This window comes from Aliiroseovarius sp., from assembly GCF_965228805.1.
Classification (GTDB): Bacteria; Pseudomonadota; Alphaproteobacteria; order Rhodobacterales; family Rhodobacteraceae; genus JASBTN01.
Map to the genome: position 1 here is coordinate 451,991 of NZ_CBDDIE010000003.1, position 21,364 is coordinate 473,354.

The following is a 21,364-nucleotide window of genomic DNA, read 5'->3' on the forward strand; positions in this document are numbered from 1 at the left end:
CTGATGCTCCGTCCCGCCGTCATATCGCTGCTTCTGACCGGCCCGGCCCTTGCGCTGGACCTGCCGGCGGGGGCGGTCATGACCGGCGAGGACAACGCCCGACGCGGCAGCCTTGCCATTGCCACTGGCCCCTTCGTCGATGGCACCGTGCCAACCCGATCCGTCAACGGAGCGGTGATCCGCCAGGCCTGGCGCCTGCCCGGCACGGGGCTGACCACGGCGCAACTGATGGAGCTGTTACGCACCCAGCTCAGCGACGAAGGTTGGCGTATCCGTTTCGATTGTCAGGAGGTCACCTGCGGCGGTTTCGACTTCCGCTTTGCCACGCTGGTCTTTGGCGAACCGACCATGCACGTGGACCTGGGCGACTACCGCTACCTGGCCGCCAGCAACGGGGCCAGCCACATCGCCCTTCTGGTCAGCCGCAGCCCCGGCGCAGGCTATGTCCAGATCCTGCGCGTGGGTCCTGCCGAAGATATCCCGCCGGTGACCACGGCCTCGGACATGAACGCAAGCACCCCGCTTGTAAGTTTCCCCTCCCCTGGGGATGAGGGCCCAACCACAGCGATCGGCATCCAGATGGAACAGGCGGGCTACGCGGTGCTGTCGGACCTCGTGTTCCAGACCGGGTCTTCCGCGCTGGGGGACGCTGATTTCCCATCACTCACCAACTTGGCGGGCTACCTCGCCGCCAACCCCACAAAACGCGTGACCCTAGTGGGTCACACGGACGCGGTGGGCAGCCTGGAAAACAACATCGCCCTGTCCCGAAAACGCGCAGGATCGGTGCGCCAGGCCCTGATCGACCGCTATGGCGTCGCGCCGGAGCAGGTGGCTGCTGACGGGGTCGGCTTCCTGTCCCCGGTCGCCTCGAACCAAACCGAGGAAGGCCGCGAAGCCAACCGCCGGGTCGAGGTCGTGCTGACCACGACGGAGTAGCCGGAATTTTCGAAAACTCCGGACGAAGCTTCAAGGAAATCGCTTTCCTCTACGTGTGATCACGCCGAGCAGGCAGACAACAAAAAAGGGTGCCACTCCGCGCAGGAGGGCACCCAGTCGTTCCCAAGACTGTAGGATCAGGTAATTACCAGGTGTTCGGGCCCTTGTCGGCGAAGGCATGCACCAGGAAGTCGATGAAAGCGCGCACCTTGGGCTGGGTGAAGCGGCCCGGCGGGTAGACCGCGTAGATGCCCTGGCGATCTTCCGGCAGGTCCGGGATCGCGTCCTCGATCAGCCCCTGCTCCATCGCATCGGCGTAAAGGAAACTGGGCAGGTAGGCGATGCCGAGCCCGGCAATCGCGGCGTTCAGCAGGCTTTGCCCGTCATTGACCGACAGCCAACCGGCAGTCCGCACCTGGCGCACCTCGCCCGAGGGCGCAGGCACTTTCCACACATTGCCCGAGCTCTGGCTCGAATAGTGCAGCAGCTTGTGTTCATTCAGGTCGTCGATGCGCATCGGACGGCCGTATTTCTGGAAATAGTTGGGCGACCCGACCATGCGGCGGGTGGTCTCAGTCAGCTTGCGGGCACGCAGGGAGCTGTCTTCCAACTCACCCACGCGAATGGCCATGTCGAAGCCTTCGGAAATCAACTCCACATAGCGGTTGTTCAGCACCATGTTCACCGTAATGTCCGGGAATTCCTGCAGGAATTCGCCCAGGATCGGGCTCAGGTGGTTCACGCCGAAATCGGTGGCGACACTGATGCGCAACAGGCCGGAGGGGGCCGACTGCATCGAGGTCACAAGGCTGTCCGCCTCGCCCGCATCGTTCAGCACCCGGCGGGCACGGTCATAATAGGCCAGGCCGATCTCGGTCGGGCTCACGCGGCGGGTGGTGCGGTTCAAAAGCCGCGCACCAAGGCGGGCCTCCAGCGAGGAAACGTGTTTGGAAACGGCGGATTTGGAAATACCCATCTTCTTGGCAGCATCGGTGAAGCCGCCCTGGTCCACGACCGTCGCAAAGGCTTCCATTTCAGTCAAACGATCCATGTCTTGTCTTTCTACTACAGTCTTGGCCCCTCGGTAGAGTGTGTATCGCGGGCAATTGGGGCAGGACTGTGGAAGGATGCCGACAATACCGGGGTAATCCTCGGATCGTTCTGTGCCGGGAAACAGGGGAACGCTCTGTTTCCGGGGTCAAAACGCCAGGGTAGCAGCAGTAATCCACAGGGGCAGCGTGACGGCAGCCAGCAGCGTCATCTGTGCAATCAGCGTCGCCACCAGCTCACGATCCGCTCCGAAACCGGCGGCAAGAACATGGGCGGCCGACGCCGTGGGAAGGGCTGCAAACAGCACCATGACCTGCGCAAGCGAGCCGGAAAGGCCCAGCATCAGGCAGGCGGCAAACGTCAAAGCGGGCAGGATCAGCAGGCGAATGGCATTAAGGGCGCCCATGAAGCGGTCAAGCCGCGCAAGCGCCCTCCAGTTCATGGTGGCTCCGATCGACAAGAGGGCAATCGGGATGGCCGCCTTGGACAGCATCTCCAGCGGCGCCATGACCGGTCCGGGGATCGTGAAACCGGACAGGCCGACGATCACCCCCCCGACCGAGGCCAGCAGGAACGGGTTCAGCGCGACCTTCTTCAGCGTCGCGCCCAGCCCCATGGCCTGGCCACGCGACAGGGCGGACACCGCCAGAATATTGGCGACCGGAATGGCCATGCCCACCGCCACAGCCAGCTGCCCCACATCCGCCCCCGGCAGGGTTACAATGGCGACAAAGGCCAGCGCTGTATTGAAACGCCAGGCGGTCTGCCAGGCCCCGGCGAAGTCCAGGAAACGCACGGGCCCCACCCGCCGTGTGAGCCAGCCCAGCGTAAATCCCAGCCCCAGCACCGCCCAGACCATCGGCCCGATCCGCGCCATATCCGAAAGCGCGATGGGTCGTGATGAGGCCGCCACGAAAATCAGCGCCGGAAACAGGATCTCGAAGTTGAGCTTGTCCAGCCCTTGCCAGGCGTTGGCCGACAGACGCTTGCGCACCAGCCCGCCAAGGCCAACCATCAGGAACGAGGGCAGAAGCCCCAGAAGGATTGTCACAAACACCATAAGCCCGCGTAGCGCGCGCGCCGTTTCGGCGCAAGCGTTACAGCTCGGCGGCCAGCCGGGTGCCCTGATTGATCGCGCGTTTGGCGTCCAGCTCGGCGGCCACGTCGGCGCCGCCGATCACGTGGGGGTTGATCCCCTTGGCCACCAACGCGTCGGCCAGGCTGCGGTCGCTGACCTGTCCCGCGCAGAGCACCACCGTATCACATTCCACAACGCGCGGGTTCTCGCGCGCTTCACCAGAGGACACATGCAGGCCCTGGTCATCAATGCGTTCGTAGTTGACGCCGCCGACCATCTCGACCTGCTTCATCTTCAGGGTGGCGCGGTGGATCCAGCCGGTGGTCTTGCCCAGCCCCTTGCCCAGCGCCTTGGCCTTGCGCTGCATCAGCACCGCATGGCGCGCAGGGGCCTCGGGCTGCGGGCCTTCGGGGGCCAGTCCGCCGCGTTGTTCGGCGGGGTCAGCCACGCCCCATTCGGCCAGCCATTCGTCCAGATTTTCGGTCGGGCTGTCGCCCTTCTGAGTCAGATACTCCGCCACATCGAAGCCGATCCCGCCCGCACCGATGATTGCAACGCGGTCTCCCACCGGGGCTTTCCCGCGCAAAACATCTATGTAGGTCAACACGTTATCGCGGTCCTGCCCGGCGATCTCCGGATCACGCGGGGTGACACCGGTGGCGATGACCACCTCGTCGAACCCGTCCAGATCGTCGGCCGTGACCTCGGTGTTCAGACGCTGGGTCACGCCGGATTTGGCCAACATGGTGCGATACCAATCGACGAGGCCCCAGAACTCCTCCTTGCCCGGCACCTGTTTGGCCATGTTGAGCTGCCCGCCGATCTCATCGGCCCGGTCAAAGAGGGTCACCTCATGGCCGCGCTCATCCGCCACCAAGGCAGTGGACATGCCAGCGGGCCCGGCGCCAACGATGGCAACTTTCTTCGGTTTTTCAGCGGGTTGCCAGGCAAGATCTGTCTCGTAACAGGCACGCGGATTGACCAGGCAGGTCGAAATCTTACCGCCGAATGTGTGGTCCAGACAGGCCTGATTGCAGGCAATGCAGGGCGCGATTTCATCCGCCCGGCCCTGTTCGGCCTTGGCGACGAAATCCGCATCCGCCAGGAAGGGGCGCGCCATGGACACCATGTCGGCGCAACCGGATTCCAGAACGTTTTCAGCCACTTCCGGATGGTTGATCCGGTTCGACGTAATGACGGGGATTGACACATGCCCCATCAGTTTCTTGGTCACCCAGGTGAACGCCGCGCGGGGCACAGAGGTGGCGATGGTCGGAATGCGCGCCTCGTGCCAGCCGATGCCGGTGTTGAGGATGGTGGCGCCTGCCGCCTCAATCTCTTTTGCCAGCTGAATCACCTCGTCGAAACTCGAGCCATTGGGCACTAGGTCAATCATCGACAGGCGGTAGATGATGATGAAGTCGGGACCAACCGCCTCGCGCACCGCGCGGACCACGGCGATGGGCAGGCGCATGCGGTTTTCATAGCTGCCGCCCCAGCCGTCCTCACGCTTGTTGGTATGGGTCACCAGAAACTGGTTGAGGAAATATCCTTCCGACCCCATCACCTCGACGCCATCATATCCAGCCCGTTTGGCGCGTGCGGCAGAGGTGGCGAAGTCCTTGATTTGTTTATCAATTCCCTCCTCGTCCAGCTCTTTCGGTGGAAAGGGGGAAATGGGCGATTTCACCGGGCTCGCCGACACACACTCCGGCCCATAGGCATAGCGACCAGCGTGCAGGATCTGCATCGCGATCTTGCCACCGGCGTCGTGAACCCGGTCCGTGACCGACTTGTGATTGGCGATGTCTTCGTCGGAAAACAGGCCCGCAGCGCCGGGGAAAACGCCGCCTTCGCGGTTCGGGGCCATGCCGCCGGTGACGATCAACCCGGCCCCGCCGCGGGCGCGGGCGGCGTAGAATTCGGCCACGCGATTCCAGTCGCCGCGCTCCTCCAGCCCTGTGTGCATTGACCCCATCAGGACCCTGTTTTTCAACGTGGTAAAGCCCAGGTCGAGCGGGGCGAGCATTTTCGGGTAGCTGGTCATGGCGGCCTCCTTGATCTTCGGGCGATGTTGCGCGGGGCCGGGGGGCTTGTCACGCGGAACGCCGCGTCAAGAAGGTGACGTTGACGTAAAGAACGTCGCGTCGCGGAATGTTTAAGAAGTTTAAAGGGGCCGCCGCCCCAAACTTTAAAGTTTCACCCCCTCGAAAGGGCATGACTTTAACATCTTTAAAGGTCAGGACCTCTGCCCGATCCGCCGCTCAGGTCGTCTCCAGACAATGGCGACGGAAGGCGCGTTTGAGCATGTCGAGCTCTTCGCGCAAGAGCGCCATTTCAGCGCGAACGTCATCTTCCAGCGGCTGGCCGGTGACAATGGTGAAACTGTCCAGTTTCTCGCCGGTCACAGTCTCGGAAATGACAAAGCTCTGCACCCCGTCATAGAGCACCTCGGGCGGGATCGGGACGCGCAGCACGAAGCGGCCGGGCCATTCCGGGTCTTCCGAGACCTCGACCCCGTCGAGGGTCTGGGCCTGGTGGCTGACCTCGACCTGCGGCTGGATGCGATCGCCGTCGACGGTCAACACACCTTCCCAGATGCCGGCCTGGATGCGGGTCTTGGTCAGGGTCAGTTCGGTGGCCATGGTCCCCTCCTCACACGTCCGCACGGGGGCGGCGGCTGAATGTCACGTCGCGCAGCACGACCTGGCTCATCTCCGGATTTTCGAAGATCAGATCGACCCAAGCGCGTTCGACGCGTTTTTCGTTCATCTTGGTATAGGCCAGGTCGAACTCGACCATGACCTCATCCTCATGCAGCGGCAGTTCGCGCACCAGCTGTTCGGTGTTGGGCCCGTGTTTGATGTTGAGCCGCGCGAAGATCTCCAGCGGTTTTTCCAGCTCGACCACGGTGGAAAGGCGCACCAGGTGCTTGCGTTTCAGCCCCGCCACGGCCTCCGGCGGCAGGTCGATCACCAGGGACAGGAAGGAGCCGTCGAAGCGGAACACATCCATGCGCAGCCCGAAGGGGGCGAGGTCCTGTTCGCGGGTATTGCGCAGCTGGCGCACGGTCAGCTCCGAGATGTGGCAGTCGTGAAACAGCGTGACTTCGTCGCCGAACATCGCCTTGGTCTCGACCGCCGAAGCGCCAGGGGGCGAGATCGGGCCGCGCCAGAGCTGCGGGCGCCAGCCCCAGTCGGAATGCAGCGGTTTCTGGAAGGCGTTGGAGCCGATCAGCGGCAGGGTCAGGCGCCCATCAGCAATGTAAAGCAGCCGATCGAGCTGGCGGCGCAGCCCCCGGGCGCGGGCACGCAGCAGGCGCAGCGAGGCCAGGTCCAGCGAGGCCGCGCGATCCGCCACGGCACCCCAACGGCGCATGCCCCGCTTGTGCAGGATGCGATCCAGAATGCCGTTTACGCCGTTCGCCATGGCTTGCCCGTACCTGTGCCCAGAAATCCGATTGAGGATTCGATTGTTTCCAGTCTTAGAGCGTTTTTCCCTGCGATTGAATTAAGAATTCACGCGATACGCGGGAAAATCCCTGCCGAAATCAACGCGCTGCGGGGCGGGTGGCGGCAGCGGGGGCAGGTATTTCGACATCCCGCGCGACGGAATTGTTGCCACCACGGAAACGATCTGCCAGCCCGGCCAGGGCGATGCTGGCGCCTTTTCCGGCCTCGGGATTGGCCGTTTGCAGGGCGGCAACGGCCTGTTGGGCCTGGATCAGGGCCTTGTCCTGATCAACCGGCTGACTGGCCAGGGCGGTCACGGTGACCGAGACCATTGTGCCACGCAGATCCAGGAAAGCGCGCCAGTGATCATCGGCCATGGCCCCCATCGGGTTGGGGCTGTCATCGGTGATGCGCAGGTAGAGCACGCCGTCGCCCTGTTCGGCCCGGGTAATGGTGACGGTGCTCGCCTCGCCCATGCGGCTGAGCGCCTGGCGCCCGGCCTCGGACCGCAGATGGGCTTCGAGCGCGGCAAGGTCGGTGGGGGCTTCACCCGGTTTGGCCGAAACGGCGACGGTCATGACCATGGGCCGGTCCGGATGGGCGTCACGCGGGTGATGCGAGATGGCGCGACAGGAGCCCAGAAGCACGAAACCGTCCGCCTCCCCTGCCCGGCTGGCACCCGCGTCGACGCAATAGCCCTCGGGGCCCTTTACCCGCAACGCACCGCCTGCCACCGCCATGGATTTCGGCGCGCGCGCCCCGTGAGAGCCGCCCATGGAGGACAGGAACCCGCCATCCACGCAGCCCGTGAGGCCCAGGCCGATCATGGCGGCTGAAATCGCCGCCCGCAGTTTACATCCGGAAATCACTCTACCCGTCTCCCTGCCCGTGGGCATAGCCGCGCCCGGGGCACCAAACAAGTCTTGGCGCCGCTGGACAGCGCCGCAGATTGCCGCCAAGGTGCAGAAAAGACACAGGAGTTTCGAATGACACAGCCGCCGTTCTGGCAACCGGCCCTGGGCCGACCGCAGCTTTGGCGCACCCTGCTGGGGCTGGTGCTGACGGGGGTGGTCTTTGCCCTGGTCGCCATCGGGCTGATCGTTGCGGCGGTCAAGTTTTTCGGCCTGACCCGGCTGCAGATGGCCGAGGCGGACACGCCGGGCGCGGCGATGATGATGTTCCTGCCGTTCCTGGGCTTTCACATCGGCCTGGCCCTGGTGCTGCCGCTTTTGCACAAGCGCAGATACCGCAGCCTGTTCGGCCCCAGCCTGCGGCTGAACCTGCGCCATTTTGCCTATGGGGTCGCCATGATCGGCGTGTTGGGCGGGGCCAGCCTGATCGTTACCGGGCTGGAACAGCTGCTGTATCCGGGCGCTCCGGAAATCACACAGGTCCGCCCGCTGGCGGGCTGGCTGGCCTGGCTGCCGGTCTTTGCGGCGCTGGTCCTGATGCAGAGCCTCGCCGAAGAACTGGTCTTTCGCGGCTACCTTCTGGGGCAGCTCAGGGCGCGGTTCCGGTCGCTCTGGATCTGCGCGGTGCTGCCCTCGGCCCTGTTCGGGATGCTGCATTTCGATGCGAATGTCTGGGACGTGAACGCCTATATGTACGTGCTCAACACGACGGTGGTGGGTGTGATTGCCTGCATGGTCACCCTGCGCACCGGAAATCTGGGCGCCGCCGCCGGGCTGCATTTCGCCAATAACATGATGGCGCTGCTGTTGGGGGTGAAGGGAAATCTGGCCGGCGCCACGCTGTTTGCGGTCGATGCGACGCCGCAGAGCGGTTACATCACCTGGTCCTTTGCGGTGGCAACGGGGCTGAGCGTCCTGCTGTTTGCGCTCTGGTGGCGTTGGATGAACCGGCAGCACGTGATTGCAAATCCCCCCGCCGGGGCTTAGGTAGTTGCCCAACATCAACCAAGGACCTCGGCGATGAACTGGATTTCCAACTACGTCCGCCCCCGGATCAACTCGCTTTTCTCGCGCCGCGAAGTGCCCGAGAACCTTTGGACCAAGTGCACCGAATGCGGCACCATGCTGTTTCACCGGGAACTGGCCGAGAACCTGAACGTCTGCACCAGTTGCGACCATCACATGGCGATCACCCCGCGTGAGCGGTTCGGCGCGCTGTTTGATGGCGGCATCTTTACCGAGGTCGAGGTGCCCGCGCCGGTCGATGACCCGCTGAGCTTCAAGGACCAGAAGAAATACCCCGACCGCATGAAGACCGCCCGCAAGGGCACGGGCGAGCGCGAGGCGATGCTGGTGGCGGAAGGTGAGATCGGGCGCACGCCCATCGTGGCCGCCGCGCAGGATTTCAGCTTCATGGGCGGGTCGATGGGCATGTATGTGGGCAACGCGATCATCGCCGCCGCCGAACGTGCCGTTCAGACGAAACGCCCGCTGGTGCTGTTTTCCGCCGCTGGTGGCGCGCGCATGCAGGAGGGCATCCTGTCGCTGATGCAGATGCCGCGCACCACGGTCGCCGTGCAGATGCTGAAGGAAGCGGGCCTTCCTTACATCGTCGTTCTGACCCACCCGACCACCGGCGGCGTCACGGCCTCCTACGCGATGCTGGGCGACGTGCATATCGCCGAACCCAATGCGCTGATCTGTTTCGCGGGCCCGCGCGTGATCGAACAGACCATTCGCGAGAAACTGCCCGAGGGCTTCCAACGCGCCGAATACCTGCTGGATCACGGCATGCTGGACCGCGTCACCCATCGCCGCGACATGAAGGACGAGCTGGTGACGATCCTGCGCATGCTGACCGGCCAGCCGCCCGCGGTAAAGGGCGACCTGCCCGCGCCGGAGGCTGCCGAAGAGGCCCCCGCAGCGGCTGAGGCCCCGGCCGAGAAGGCCGAAAAGGCGTGAGCGCGCCGACCTCTGACGTCATCCTGGACCGGATGATGGCGCTGCATCCGAAGATCATTGATCTGACGCTGGACCGGGTCTGGCGGCTGCTGGCCGCGCTGGACCATCCCGAACGCCGCCTGCCCGGGGTCATTCACCTGGCGGGCACGAACGGCAAGGGCTCGACCCAGGCGATGATCCGCGCGGGGCTGGAGGGGGCCGGGAAATCCGTGCATGCCTATACCAGCCCGCACCTGGCACGGTTTCACGAACGCATCCGCCTGGCGGGCGATCTGATCTCTGAGCCCGCGCTGACCGAGGTGCTGGATCGCTGCTATCAAGCCAATGGCGGCGAGAACATTACCTATTTCGAGATCACGACGGTCGCGGCCCTGCTGGCATTTGCCGAAACGCCTGCGGACTATACCCTGCTCGAGACCGGATTGGGGGGCCGCCTGGATGCCACCAATGTGGTGGATGAGCCAGCGCTGACGGTGATTACGCCGATCTCGATCGACCATGTGCAGTTCCTGGGCGACACGCTGGCGAAGATCGCGGGCGAGAAGGCGGGAATACTCAAACGCGGTGTGCCTTGCGTTGTCGGGCCGCAGCCGGACGAGGCGCTTGAGGTGATCGAAGCGCGCGCGGCGGCCCTGGGCGCGCCGCTGCTGGCCCATGGGCAGCACTGGCATTTCTATGAGGAACGTGGACGCCTGGTGGTGCAGGATGAAACCGGGCTTCTGGACCTGCCGAAACCGGCGCTGATCGGCCGGCACCAGATGGAAAACGCCGCCGCCGCCGTGGTCGCCCTGCGCGCACTGGGGTATGGCGAGGACGCCTGTGTCGCGGCGATGGAAAACGTCACCTGGCCCGCCCGCATGCAGCGGCTGAAGACCGGCCCGCTGGTCGAGGCGGCAGGCGAGGCCGAGCTGTGGCTCGATGGCGGGCACAACCCGGCCGCCGGTGAGATGCTGGCCGAGGTGCTGGCCGCGCTGCCGCCGAAACCGACCCACCTGATCTGCGGCATGCTGAACACCAAGGACGTGACCGGCTACATGCGCCCGCTGGCCGGTGTGGCCGACAGCCTGACCGCCGTGTCGATCCCGGGGGAACCCAATACGATCCCGGCGGAAGAGACGGCGGATTTCGCCCAACAGGTGCGTCTGGACGCCACCACCGCCGAGACGGTCGAGGCCGCCATTCGCAAGCTTGTCGCCGACAACCCAGGTGCGCGCATCCTGATCTGCGGCTCGCTCTACCTGGCGGGCGATGTGCTGAAACGGAACGGCTGAACACCGCGCACGCCGAGCGAAGTGATTTGCACCTCCCAAAGCTGGAACCCTGCCTGAGGGCCGGGTTCGGCAATTTTTTTTATCTGCCCGGCAGCCGAGATTCACCGCAAAACGAATCAACCCACGGAAACGATTCGCTTTTTTCCCCCTGGCCCGATTCGGACTATGGGGAGGCGCAGAATGTTGACGAAATCAAGAGGTTACTTCAATATGTAGGCGTATCCGCGAACAGCTGCCGTTCGCGTGACACGTGTTTTTCAAGACCTGTCGAGCAGAACAGGCACTGGACGGTACAGGGATAGTACGGGGGGGAAGACCATGGTTCGGCTGGCCAGCGGCGCCATTTTGGCGCTGGCGATGTTACATACGCAAGCGATGGCGCAGGAGGTCGGGATCACCCCCGATGTCGCCGCTGCCACGATCGAGATCAACGGAGAGGTGATCCGCATCGAACGCATTCAGGACACGGGCCATCGGCTGGACAGCGAGTTCACCAAGACCTCGCGCCCCTGCCCGCCCTTCTGCATCAGCCCCATGGCCGCCGCCCCGGGCGTCGAGACCGTGGGCGAGGTCGAGGTGATCTCGTTTCTGGAAAACGAAGTGGCAGGCGGCAAGGGATTGCTGATCGACAGCCGGGTGCCGGACTGGTTCGCCAAGGGCACCATTCCGGGCGCGGTGAACGTGCCCTTTGCCACGCTGGAACCCAACAACCCCTATCGCAACGAGATCCTGAAAGCGCTGGGCGCGGTCGAGACCGGCGGCGTCTGGGATTTCTCGGGCGCAATGGCACTGACGCTGTTCTGCAACGGGCCCTGGTGTGACCAGAGCCCGCGGGCGATCCGCAGCCTGCTCGACGCGGGATATCCGGCCGAGAAGATCAGTTATTACCGTGGCGGGATGCAGCTGTGGCTGCTTCTGGGCCTGTCGACCAAATCCCCGGCCAGCTGAGGAGGCCCGATCATGCACCGTATTGCCATTCTTGTTGCCTCTTTCCTGGTGGCCATCGTCGGGTTGATCTTTCTGCAGGGCGGGCGGGACGACGCGCCGCGCGTGGCTGCGGTGGAGCCCGCGGACCTGACCGATGTGACCGACCTGTCGGCGCCGATGCCCGGCGCGACGCCGGTTTCCCCCGCGCCTGCCTCTGCGTCGGTGCCTGCCCCTGTGGCCGAAGCCCCGGTCCTGCCCGCCGAGGGCGGCGAAATGGCGGCGATGACCGCCAGCGTGCTGGCCGGGCTGGGGGTCAAGACCGCCGCCCCCGTGGACGCGGCCCCGTCGGCAGAGGGGGACATGCGGGCCATGACCTCGTCCGTTCTGGCCGGGTTGGGCGTGGCCACCGGTGGGGCACCTGCGCAGGAGGAGTTGAGCCTGGAAGAGATCATCGCCCGCGCCGTGGCGGCCGGGGATGGCGACGATTACCTGGACATGCTGCTGAACGAGGCCTCGGACCAGGGGCTGATCGAAGTGCCCGATGCGCTGCGCACCGTCGAAGGCGGCGTGGACACCACCACGCTGATCAACACCATCGTCGCGGCCACCAGTGAAGAGGCGCCGCAAGAGCGCCCCACCGTGGGCGGCCAGGGCGTGGAAGTGCGCATGATCATGGAAGCCGGTCGCACCGTGCAGGTGAATTTCTACACCGTGCAGGATGGCGACAGCCTGGGCGCGATTGCCCATCGTTTCTATGGCGACGCATCGCTGTTCACCGAGATCTACGAGGCCAATCGCCGCCTGCTGCCCAGCCCGGAGCTGATCCGCAAGGGCCAGCGGCTGAGCATTCCGAACCTGGACGCCTGACGTCCACGCCAGTTGAGGCGGGAGGGGGTCGCCCGACGGGGCGGCCCTTTCTTTTGCGCTGTTGTCAAATTGTGCGGCTTCGCCGCGCTGGATGCCTCGGCTGCGCCTCGGGATTGGGGGCGTTGCCCCCGTCCCGGCGGGGCCGGGACACCCCCAGGATATTTTCGGAAAGATGAAAGGGGGTCAGCTGAGCACATGATCTGTGGGGGCGAGCGGCGGTGGGGCCTTGCGGCCCAGGGCGTGGCTGGCCGAGATCTCCATCACGCGGCAGAGGGCTGCGAGCGGGATCGCGTTTGGCTGGGTCGAAAAGGGCTGTTCAAGCTCGTGGGTGACCTCGGACAGGCCGAAGAAGACATAGGCGACGATGGCGGCGACCAGCGGTTCGAACCAGCCCGCGCTGTCGAGGAGGCCGAAGGGGATGAGCAGGCAGTAGAGCCAGGTCGTGCGCTGGACCAGCAGGGAATAGACGAAGGGGAGCGGCGTGTTTGCCAGGCGCTCATTGGCGGCCTGGGCGGTGGCGAAGGCGGCGAGCCGTTCGGTCAGGGCCTTTTGGCCGAAACCGTCGATCTGGCCCGCGCGGGCCATATCCGCCAGCCGGGTGGCGATGTGGCGCAGGGCGGCGTCAGGGTCTGCTGGAGCGTCGGGGGTCCAGCGGGCCACGTCTTCGGCCACGTTGTCGCCGCGCAGGGCGGCGCGGTGCAGGTGATGGAAACTGACGATATGGGACAGGATATAGGCGCGATCTTCGTCAGAGGCGCCAAACGCCGTCAGCTCCTGCCCGAAGCTGCGCAGGTCCGAGACCATGCGGCCCCAAATGCGCCGCGCCTCCCACCAGCGGTCATAGGCGGCGTTGTTGCGAAAGCCCAGAAACAGGGACAGCGCGAGGCCGAAGATGCCCATGGCCGTCAGCGACAGGCGGGGCATCGGAGCGAGGAAGCGGTCGGCCAGCAGGATCACGACGGCCCAGGCGGCGGTGGCGAGGATATTGGGCGCGATGCGCGGCACGACCGAGCCGCGAGTGATCAGGAAGAGCTCCAGAAACCGGGGGCGGTCGCGCAGGATCATGCGGGCTCTTGCCCCCAGTCTTTGTCCTGCATCTCGCGCAGGCGGCTGGCGGTGCGTTCAAACTCGAAACTGCCCGCCCCTTCGATATAGAGCATCTCCGGCTGCGAGGCGGCGGTGGCGATCAGGCGCACACGGGCTTCGTAAAGGGCGTCGATCAGGGTGACGAAACGCTTTGCTTCGTTGAAGTTGGACCGCGACAGCGCCGGGATATTATCGAGGATCAGCACCTTGACCGTTTCGGCAATGGCCAGATAGTCGCCCGGGCCCAGCATCGCGCCGCAGAGGTCGTGAAACCCCGCCCGCGCCACGCCATTGTGGAAGGCAGGCAGGATGACGTCGCGGCCCTTGACGGTAATGGTGTGGGGTTTCGCCTGACCGCCGGTCAGGTCCGCCCAGATCGCGTTCACCGCCGCACGCGCCTCGGCGTTCGGCGGGGTGAAGTAGACCTGCTCGCCTTCCAGCCGGTTCTGGCGGTAGTCATTCGGGCTGATCAGCTCATGCACCACCATGCGGTCCTTCAACAGGGCGATGAAGGGCAGGAAGAGCTGGCGGTTGAGCCCGTCCTTGTAGAGGTCGTCGGGGATGCGGTTGGAGGTGGTGACGATGACCACGCCCGCCTCCATCAGCATTTCGAACAGCCGCCCGACGATCATCGCGTCGGTGATGTCGGTGATCTGCATCTCGTCAAAGGCGAAGAGGCGCACGTCCTTTGCGATCTCGGCGGCGACCGGGGCGAGCGCATCATCCACCCCCTGTTCGCGCGCCTTGTGCATGCCTGCGTGGACCTCCTGCATGAAGGCGTGGAAATGCACACGGCGTTTGCCGTCGATGGCGATGTTGTCGACGAAGAGGTCCATCAGGAAGGACTTGCCGCGCCCGACCCCGCCCCAGAGGTAGAGGCCCATTGGCGTTTCTTCCGCCTTGTGGAAGAGGCCGCCGAGGATGCCGCGTTTCTTCTGGCGGGTGGTTTCCAGGTGGTGGCGGATGTCTTCCAGCATGGGAAGCACGGCCTCCTGCGCGGGATCGGCGTGAATATCGCCAGCGCGGACGCGGTCGTGATAGATCTTGTTCAACGTGCTCATGGGGATGGGATAGACCGGTGGGGCGGGGTTGAAAAGGGGGTGGCTCGCGCGACCTGAGCAGCCGCGATGCGCCCGACCCTGGGTGGGCGCATTTGGAACGGTCATGCCGGGCAGGCAGATTGCAACAATCGAAACGCTGGTGCGGATCGAAACGTCAGAAATGCGCCCTCCCGTGGGGAGGGCCCCCTCTCGGCAGAGTTCGCAAGCGAGCTCGCCTGCCGGGTCAATGCAGGCGCGTCGCGGCTGCGCCGCTCCGGGCGGCACATCTTGACGGGTACGCAATGGGCCTCCCCCCACCGTCAAGAAATCATGACCCCACACATCAGAAACAATGATTTGACCGCCCGGCCAATTCTGCGCCACCCTCGCGCCCATGACTGAAACGCGCGCGCCCCTCATCACGCCGGTCCTGATGGCCGGCTGCATCATCATCCTCGTCTCCTTCGCGATCCGGGCCAGTTTCGGCGTGTTCCAGATCCCCATCGCGGAAGAATTCGGCTGGGCGCGGGCCGAATTCAGCCTAGCCATCGCGATCCAGAATCTGGCCTGGGGCATCGGCCAGCCGATCTTCGGCGCCATTGCGGAAAAGATCGGCGACCGCAAGGCGATCATCATGGGTGCGCTGATCTATGCCGCCGGGCTGGTGGCGTCGAGCTATGCCGTCACGCCGGGCGCGCATCAGGCGTTGGAGATCCTGGTGGGCTTCGGCATTGCGGGCACCGGCTTTGGCGTGATCCTGGCGGTGGTGGGCCGGGCAGCGAGCGACGAGAACCGGTCGATGGCGCTGGCGATTGCCACCGCGGCGGGCAGCGCCGGGCAGGTCTTCGGCGCACCGCTGGCCGAGTGGATGCTGACCCTGATGCCCTGGCAGAACGTCTTCGGCCTGTTTGCCGTGGCAATCCTGGCGGTGCTGTTCCTGCTGCCGATGATGCGCACGGAAACGGTGGCAACCAAGGCCGAGCTGGAGGAAAGCCTGGGCGCGATTCTGAAGAAGGCCTTCCGCGATCCCTCTTACACGCTCATCTTCCTGGGCTTCTTTTCCTGCGGCTATCAACTGGCCTTCATCACCGCGCATTTTCCCGCCTTCGTGACCGAGATGTGCGGGGCGATCGACCCCTCAGGCACGCTGGCCTCGATCGGGGTGTCGACCACCTCGGCGTTGGGGGCGGTGTCGATCTCGCTCATTGGGCTCGCGAATATCGCGGGCACGCTCTACGCGGGTTACCTGGGCAAGCGGTTTTCCAAGAAATACCTGCTGGCGGCGATCTATACCGGGCGCACGCTGGTGGCCGCGCTGTTCATCCTGATGCCGATCACGCCGACCTCGGTGATCCTCTTCTCGATCGCCATGGGCAGCCTATGGCTCGCCACCGTGCCGCTGACCAGCGGGCTGGTCGCGCATATCTACGGGCTTCGTTACATGGGCACGCTTTATGGCATTGTCTTCTTCAGCCACCAACTGGGCAGCTTCCTGGGCGTCTGGCTGGGCGGGCGCATGTATGACGCGTTCGGAGACTATACGATGGTCTGGTGGATCGGCGTGGGGGTCGGGGCGTTTTCCGCCATCGTGCACCTGCCGGTGAAGGAGCAGCCGCTGGCGGCGCGGGCGGCCTAGGCGGCGGTCACCCCCAGATCGGCGAGCTGCTTGGAGGTGCGCTCGAACGTGGCGCCGTTCTCGGCCAACACGCCGTCCGTGACCAGGGTAACCGTGTAGCCGCGCGCCCGCGCCGCCTGGGCCGTGCGCGCAACGCAGTAATTCCCGTCCAGCCCGACCAGACGGATGTGCCCGACGTCCAGCTCTGCCGGGAGGGCATCCAGCGCGCCGGTCTCGAACCCGTCCTGTACCCGCTTGACCAACTCGTGATCGGAGGCGTCGCGGAACGGCGCGGCCAGGGCCAGGCCGGGTGTGCCCGCCACCGCCTGCCCCTTCATGAAGAGCCGTGCGATGAGCTTGGTCGCGGGCTCGGACCATTCCTGGCGCAGGGCGATGATGGGCCAGCTCTCGGCACGGGCGCGCGCGGCCTCGGCCAAGATGGCCTGTTCCGCCAGGGCCTTCTGATCGACCGCATAGGGGCCGTGATCCCAGAACACCTCCTGCAGGTCGACCAGCAGCAGGGCGGTGCCGGGTCGCGGGGGGATCATCGCCCCACGGCTGACGCGGGAGATCCGCCACACCCCATGCGCCAACCACAGAAGCGGCAGAACGGCCAGAGCGAGCAACAGCCAGATCATGACTTGCCCTCCTCCAACAGCTTTGTGAGCACCCGGCCCATCACCCGACGCACCACGGCCAGTTCATCCGCCTCGAACCCTTCGGCCAGCCGCGCCATGATCGTCTGCTCGCGGGTCATGACAGCGCGGATCTGCGTCTCGCCCGCCGGGGTCAGGGCAATCAGGACCGACCGCTTGTGGCGCGGGTTGTCGCGTTTCTCGACCAGCCCCGCCGCCAGGGCCTCGTTCACCATGACCTGCACATACTGGCGCTGGATATGCAGCTGGCGGGCCAGCTCGGGCACCGGCAGACCGTCCTCCCGCGCCAGGATCTCCAACACCGCCCGCATGCGCACGGTCAGCCCAGAGCCCTGCAACTCCCGCTCCACCAGGACCTCAGCCGCCTGCATCAGCGGGCGGGACATCCAGGTTACCGCGTAAAGATCATCTACTTTTGTCATGACATGCAGATTGTCATCTTGACACTATACTTGTCAATAAATGCCTTCCCCTCTTTTCTTGCCAGAAATATCTCGGGGTGAGGCCGCAAGGCCGAGGCAAGCGGGCACCATTAGGTGCCCGCGTCGGCTGGCAGCGGTTTCTGAGAAACCGCGTGATGCGGCAGAGCCCCTCACAGGCTCACGAAGTGAGCTTGGCCTCTCGCGGGCAAAGCCCGCTGTCGGTGTCCGCAGGCTACGCGGCTCTCGCGGTGCGCTGCACCGCTGACGCCCTCCGCGCGTTTTGCACAGCAAAACGCGCTACGCCCAACCTCTGACAAGCCGAAGGCGCGGGCAGAGGGCGGGAGCCCCCCGGTCGCGGATCACAACCCCGGCCTCACACCGGCAGCGCGGTGGTCTTGAACACGGTGCGCAGGGCGAAGCTGGATTGCATGCCCTGCACGCCGGGCAGGCGGGCCAGGTATTGGCGGTGGATGCGGGCGAAATCCTCGGTGTTTTCGGCCACGACCTTCAACAGGTAATCCGACTTGCCCGCCATCAGGTGGCATTCCAGCACATCGGGCACCCGCGCCACTTCGCGTTCAAACGCCTCCAACACCTCGTCGGCCTGGCCCGACAGGGTGATCTCGACAAACACGGTCGTCGGACATCCCATCTTGCGCGCGTCCAGCAGGGCGACATAATCCTTGATGAACCCTTCCGCCTCCAGCCGCTGCACCCGACGGTGACAGGCCGAGGGTGACAGGTTTACCCGATCCGACAGTTCGGCATTCGAGATACGCCCCGCCTTCTGCAACACCCCCAAGATGCGACGATCTATACTGTCGAGCTCCATGTCCGCACACGTTCCTTGCGCAATTCTTCCCGGATGCGGGAAATCCTTCGATAAGACCTAACAGGCCATGCGAAGTTTTCAAAGCAATTGCGCCCGGCCCTGCTCAAAATTGAGGCAGTTTATGAACAACAGGGAACGGAGCGCGCAGATGTTGATCGGATGCCCCAAGGAAATCAAACCCCAGGAATTTCGGGTCGGCCTGACCCCGAACGCGGCCGGCGAGGCCATCGCCCGCGGCCACAAGGTGATCGTCGAGACCAATGCCGGCGCCGGCGCCGGGTTCACCGATGACGACTACCGCGCCATCGGCGCCGAGGTGCTGGGCACGGCCGAAGAGATCTTCGCCAAGGCCGAGATGATCGTGAAGGTGAAGGAGCCCCAGGCCGTGGAACGCAAGATGCTGCGCGAAGGGCAGCTCTTGTTCACCTACCTGCACCTGGCCCCGGACCCGGAGCAGACCAAGGACCTGCTGGCGTCGGGCTGCACCGCGATTGCGTACGAGACCGTGACCGACGATCGCGGCGGGTTGCCCCTGCTGGCGCCGATGTCCGAAGTGGCCGGTCGCCTGGCCCCGCAGGTGGGCGCCTGGACGCTGCAGAAGGCCAATGGCGGTCGCGGCGTGCTGATGGGCGGCGTGCCCGGTGTGGGCCCGGCCAAGGTCGTGGTGATCGGCGGCGGTGTCGTCGGCACCCACGCGGCCAAGATCGCCGCGGGCATGGGCGCGGATGTCACCGTGCTGGACCGTTCGCTGCCGCGCCTGCGCTACCTCGATGACGTCTTCGGCGGCACGTTCAAGAACCAGTATTCGACCGCCGGTGCCACCGCCGAGCTGATCCAGACCGCCGACCTGGTCGTGGGCGCGGTGCTGATCCCGGGTGCGGAAGCACCGAAGCTGATCAGCCGCGAACAGCTGTCCACGATGAAGCCTGGTGCGGCGCTGGTCGACGTGGCGATCGACCAGGGTGGCTGTTTCGAGACCTCCCGCGCGACCACCCATGCCGACCCGGTCTACGAGGTGGACGGCATCATGCATTACTGCGTCGCCAACATGCCCGGCGCGGTTGCCCGCACCTCGACGCTCGCGCTCGGCAACGCCACCCTGCCCTTCATGCTGTCACTGGCCGACAAGGGCTGGCGCCAGGCCTGCGAGGATGACGCCCATCTGCTGAACGGTCTGAACGTGCATGCCGGTGAGCTGACCTATTATGCAGTCGGCAAGGCGCTGGGGATCGACGTGATCTCGCCCGCGCTGGCCTTGAAAAAGTAACTCCTCCCGGCGCGCCTGTCCCTTCGGCGCGCCGCACTCCTCTCCTCCCGGAGACATGACTGCCCGAGGCCCCGGCCTCGGGTTTTTTTCGTTTCGGTGGACCCGGAAAGGAATGCAGGTTAGCAATCCCCATGGGCAAGACGTTGAATTTCAATCAGAGATTACGGCTGGACGGGTTCATGGCCGAGGGGAAGTTTCCCCGCATGGACCGGTTCCTGACCCGCATGGGCGAACGCGGGGTGGAGGTTGCCCCCCTGCCCTGGCGGCTGCTGGACGGGGCGCTGAGCGAGGGCGCTGAGGTCGATTTTGCCGCCATGGCGCAGATCGCCGCCCACGTGGGACCGGAGCGGGTGCCTCTGTTTGCGGCGGTGATGGCGGGGCTCGCTGTGGGCAATACGGAGGCCCTGGCGGACCTGGCGCGAGACGAAGACGCCGCACCTTTGCAGCGGTTCGAGGCAATGGGCTGGCGGGTGTTTCTGACCCACCGGGCGGCGCTTCCGAAGGCGGGTAATCCGGTGGCGCAGGTGGTCCAGTTCTGGGACAGCTCCACCCCGCCCGCCGAGATCACCTCGGCCCGCGCCAGCTGGCAGGCGGTGAACCCGGCACAGCTGTGGTTCGATGACGCGGGGGCGGAGGCGTTCATACGGGAGGCGTTCGGCGCGGAGGCTGCCAAGACCTATGCGGACCTCTGGCATCCGGCGATAAAATCGGACCTGTTCCGGCTGTATTTCCTGGCCGCGCAGGGTGGCACCTATGCGGATGCGGACAGCCGTCCGGGCGCCGGGATCGACGGGTTCCTGGCGACGGCAGGCAGCGGCGTTTGGGCCGGATCAACCACCGGCTTGCCCAATTGCGTGGCGCAGAACGGGTTTCTGAGCGCACCGGCGGGCCATCCCTTCATCCTGGATTTCCTCGACCATGTGCTGGCCAACCTGCGCAACCCGCAGGGGCGTGGCATCAGCTGGCTGGCGGGACCCGCCGCGATGACTGGTTTCCTGCACCAACACCTGGGAGACTACGATCTGGGCCTGCTGCCAAGCGGGCTGATGAAGGCGCAGCTGTTTCGCCAGATCAAGGCCGCCTACAAACACACGGAGCAGAACTGGCGCGTCTATGAACACCGGCGCGGATTGACCCGGGAACCGGGGTTGCGGGTCACGCTTGAGGCGCTCGCCCGATAGGGCCGGTTAGACCCCTTCCAGCTCGGCATCGACGAAACGGCGCAGTGTCGGCACATCCTCGATGCGAACCTGGCGCCGGTTGCTCACCACCCCCAGGTGCTTGAGCTTCTTGAAGGCGCGCGACAGGCTCTCGGGCTGCATGCCCAGCTTGCCCGCCAGAACCACCTTGTCGAAAGGCAACTCCATAGCGGCCGTGCGCGCGCCCGGTCGCGCGTGGTCCAGCAGGAATTCACATAGGCGCTGCACGCCGGTCTTGACCTTCATGGCTTCGAGCTGGTCGATCAGCTCGTCCATCTTGTCGGACGCGGCCCCCAGGACGGCCGCCGAGATCTCGGCATCCGCCCCATCACAGGAACAGATCGCATTGAGGTCGAAATGCAAAAGCGTGCAATCGCTCATCGCCTCGACCGACATCTTGCTACCGCCCCCGCGCAGGGCGGCGACCTCGTCGAAGCTGCTGCCGCGCCCAAGGGTCGCCAGCACCGCCTCGTCCCCGGAGGGCGTGACACGGTAGAGCTTGACCCAGCCGTCGCTGACCAGCTTGAGCGTGCGGGCGGGCTCGCTTTGCAGGCAGATCACCTCACCCCGGGCATAGTGGCGTTCGACCCCGCGTGCCAGAAGGCAGCGGGCCACAGGGGGCGACAGGCGGTCAAACAGGGGAAACTCGGTAATGGCGCAGGACGTGCAATCCAACATGTGGAACCCTCCTTGGCTAGGGCCCCGTGATTAACCGACTCGGCGCTGCGCTGTTTTTGACTCAAATCAATTTACAGAAACTTCACAAAGCAACAATTCAACCTGAGATTAT

Annotated in this window: 21 protein-coding genes; 9 read left to right on the plus strand and 12 right to left on the minus strand. The window is 65.1% G+C overall.

The features are described 5' to 3' along the window. The first annotated feature begins 3 nt into the window (after nucleotides 1-3). Nucleotides 4-939 (plus strand): OmpA family protein, encoded by a 936-nt coding sequence (locus tag ACO07D_RS03325; RefSeq protein WP_421701531.1) that lies wholly within the window; start codon nucleotides 4-6, stop codon nucleotides 937-939. 145 nt (nucleotides 940-1,084) lie between these two features. Here the strand turns inward: ACO07D_RS03325 and ACO07D_RS03330 are convergent, their stop codons facing one another. The 6 genes from ACO07D_RS03330 to ACO07D_RS03355 form a co-directional block, all read right to left on the minus strand. Beyond that, nucleotides 1,085-1,990: a LysR family transcriptional regulator gene (locus ACO07D_RS03330; RefSeq protein ID WP_421701532.1), complete on the minus strand. Its 906-nt coding sequence runs from the start codon at nucleotides 1,988-1,990 to the stop codon at nucleotides 1,085-1,087. Between the two features lie 147 nt (nucleotides 1,991-2,137). After that, a complete protein-coding gene (locus tag ACO07D_RS03335) occupies nucleotides 2,138-3,049 on the minus strand; it encodes an AEC family transporter (RefSeq protein WP_421701533.1) in 912 nt (303 codons plus the stop codon). A gap of 37 nt (nucleotides 3,050-3,086) precedes the next feature. Then, the gene (locus tag ACO07D_RS03340; protein WP_421701534.1) at nucleotides 3,087-5,114 is read right to left on the minus strand and encodes an FAD-dependent oxidoreductase; all 2,028 of its coding nucleotides are present in this window, start codon (nucleotides 5,112-5,114) and stop codon (nucleotides 3,087-3,089) included. Nucleotides 5,115-5,331: 217 nt separating this feature from the next. Continuing rightward, nucleotides 5,332-5,712: a hypothetical protein gene (locus ACO07D_RS03345; RefSeq protein ID WP_421701536.1), complete on the minus strand. Its 381-nt coding sequence runs from the start codon at nucleotides 5,710-5,712 to the stop codon at nucleotides 5,332-5,334. A 10-nt stretch (nucleotides 5,713-5,722) separates the two neighbouring features. Next, on the minus strand, nucleotides 5,723-6,496 hold the full coding sequence (locus tag ACO07D_RS03350) for a DUF6478 family protein (RefSeq protein WP_421701537.1): 774 nt from the start codon (nucleotides 6,494-6,496) through the stop codon (nucleotides 5,723-5,725). A gap of 121 nt (nucleotides 6,497-6,617) precedes the next feature. Next, the gene (locus ACO07D_RS03355) at nucleotides 6,618-7,388 is read right to left on the minus strand and encodes a hypothetical protein (protein ID WP_421701538.1); all 771 of its coding nucleotides are present in this window, start codon (nucleotides 7,386-7,388) and stop codon (nucleotides 6,618-6,620) included. 117 nt (nucleotides 7,389-7,505) lie between these two features. On the opposite strand from ACO07D_RS03355, the gene ACO07D_RS03360 reads away from it, so the two are divergent. The 5 genes from ACO07D_RS03360 (at nucleotide 7,506) to ACO07D_RS03380 (ending at nucleotide 12,457) form a co-directional block, all read left to right on the plus strand. After that, a complete protein-coding gene (locus tag ACO07D_RS03360; RefSeq protein ID WP_421701539.1) occupies nucleotides 7,506-8,417 on the plus strand; it encodes a CPBP family intramembrane glutamic endopeptidase in 912 nt (303 codons plus the stop codon). A 33-nt stretch (nucleotides 8,418-8,450) separates the two neighbouring features. Beyond that, complete coding sequence (gene accD / locus ACO07D_RS03365) at nucleotides 8,451-9,392, plus strand: acetyl-CoA carboxylase, carboxyltransferase subunit beta (protein WP_421701540.1); 942 nt, start codon at nucleotides 8,451-8,453, stop codon at nucleotides 9,390-9,392. Nucleotides 9,393-9,424: 32 nt separating this feature from the next. After that, nucleotides 9,425-10,663, plus strand: a complete 1,239-nt coding sequence (locus ACO07D_RS03370) for a bifunctional folylpolyglutamate synthase/dihydrofolate synthase (RefSeq protein WP_421704980.1) — start codon at nucleotides 9,425-9,427, stop codon at nucleotides 10,661-10,663. A 318-nt stretch (nucleotides 10,664-10,981) separates the two neighbouring features. Next, complete coding sequence (locus ACO07D_RS03375) at nucleotides 10,982-11,611, plus strand: rhodanese-like domain-containing protein (RefSeq protein WP_421701541.1); 630 nt, start codon at nucleotides 10,982-10,984, stop codon at nucleotides 11,609-11,611. A 12-nt stretch (nucleotides 11,612-11,623) separates the two neighbouring features. After that, nucleotides 11,624-12,457, plus strand: coding sequence for a LysM peptidoglycan-binding domain-containing protein (locus ACO07D_RS03380; RefSeq protein ID WP_421701542.1), 834 nt, complete (start codon nucleotides 11,624-11,626; stop codon nucleotides 12,455-12,457). A 183-nt stretch (nucleotides 12,458-12,640) separates the two neighbouring features. Here ACO07D_RS03380 and ACO07D_RS03385 read toward each other — a convergent pair whose 3' ends face one another. Next, complete coding sequence (locus ACO07D_RS03385) at nucleotides 12,641-13,522, minus strand: bestrophin family protein (protein ID WP_421701543.1); 882 nt, start codon at nucleotides 13,520-13,522, stop codon at nucleotides 12,641-12,643. Further along, nucleotides 13,519-14,604, minus strand: coding sequence for a cell division protein ZapE (gene zapE / locus ACO07D_RS03390; RefSeq protein ID WP_421701544.1), 1,086 nt, complete (start codon nucleotides 14,602-14,604; stop codon nucleotides 13,519-13,521). Before zapE ends, ACO07D_RS03385 begins: the two co-directional genes overlap by 4 nt. A 373-nt stretch (nucleotides 14,605-14,977) precedes the next feature. Here zapE and ACO07D_RS03395 point away from each other — a divergent pair, with 373 nt between their 5' ends. After that, entirely contained in the window at nucleotides 14,978-16,219 is a 1,242-nt protein-coding gene (locus ACO07D_RS03395) for an MFS transporter (protein WP_421701545.1), read from the plus strand. Here ACO07D_RS03395 and ACO07D_RS03400 read toward each other — a convergent pair. The 3 genes from ACO07D_RS03400 to ACO07D_RS03410 form a co-directional block, all read right to left on the minus strand. After that, nucleotides 16,216-16,836, minus strand: coding sequence for a cysteine hydrolase family protein (locus ACO07D_RS03400; protein WP_421701546.1), 621 nt, complete (start codon nucleotides 16,834-16,836; stop codon nucleotides 16,216-16,218). The genes ACO07D_RS03395 and ACO07D_RS03400 overlap by 4 nt on opposite strands. Continuing rightward, on the minus strand, nucleotides 16,833-17,276 hold the full coding sequence (locus ACO07D_RS03405) for a MarR family winged helix-turn-helix transcriptional regulator (protein ID WP_421701547.1): 444 nt from the start codon (nucleotides 17,274-17,276) through the stop codon (nucleotides 16,833-16,835). The genes ACO07D_RS03400 and ACO07D_RS03405 overlap by 4 nt, the downstream gene beginning before the upstream one ends. A gap of 373 nt (nucleotides 17,277-17,649) precedes the next feature. Beyond that, complete coding sequence (locus ACO07D_RS03410) at nucleotides 17,650-18,108, minus strand: Lrp/AsnC family transcriptional regulator (protein WP_421701548.1); 459 nt, start codon at nucleotides 18,106-18,108, stop codon at nucleotides 17,650-17,652. A gap of 148 nt (nucleotides 18,109-18,256) precedes the next feature. On the opposite strand from ACO07D_RS03410, the gene ald reads away from it, so the two are divergent. Continuing rightward, a complete protein-coding gene (gene ald / locus ACO07D_RS03415) occupies nucleotides 18,257-19,375 on the plus strand; it encodes an alanine dehydrogenase (protein ID WP_421701549.1) in 1,119 nt (372 codons plus the stop codon). 131 nt (nucleotides 19,376-19,506) lie between these two features. After that, nucleotides 19,507-20,556: a glycosyltransferase family 32 protein gene (locus ACO07D_RS03420; RefSeq protein ID WP_421701550.1), complete on the plus strand. Its 1,050-nt coding sequence runs from the start codon at nucleotides 19,507-19,509 to the stop codon at nucleotides 20,554-20,556. 6 nt (nucleotides 20,557-20,562) lie between these two features. On the opposite strand, the gene ACO07D_RS03425 is transcribed toward ACO07D_RS03420, so the two are convergent. Next, entirely contained in the window at nucleotides 20,563-21,252 is a 690-nt protein-coding gene (locus tag ACO07D_RS03425) for a Crp/Fnr family transcriptional regulator (RefSeq protein WP_421701551.1), read from the minus strand. Nucleotides 21,253-21,364 lie beyond the last annotated feature (112 nt).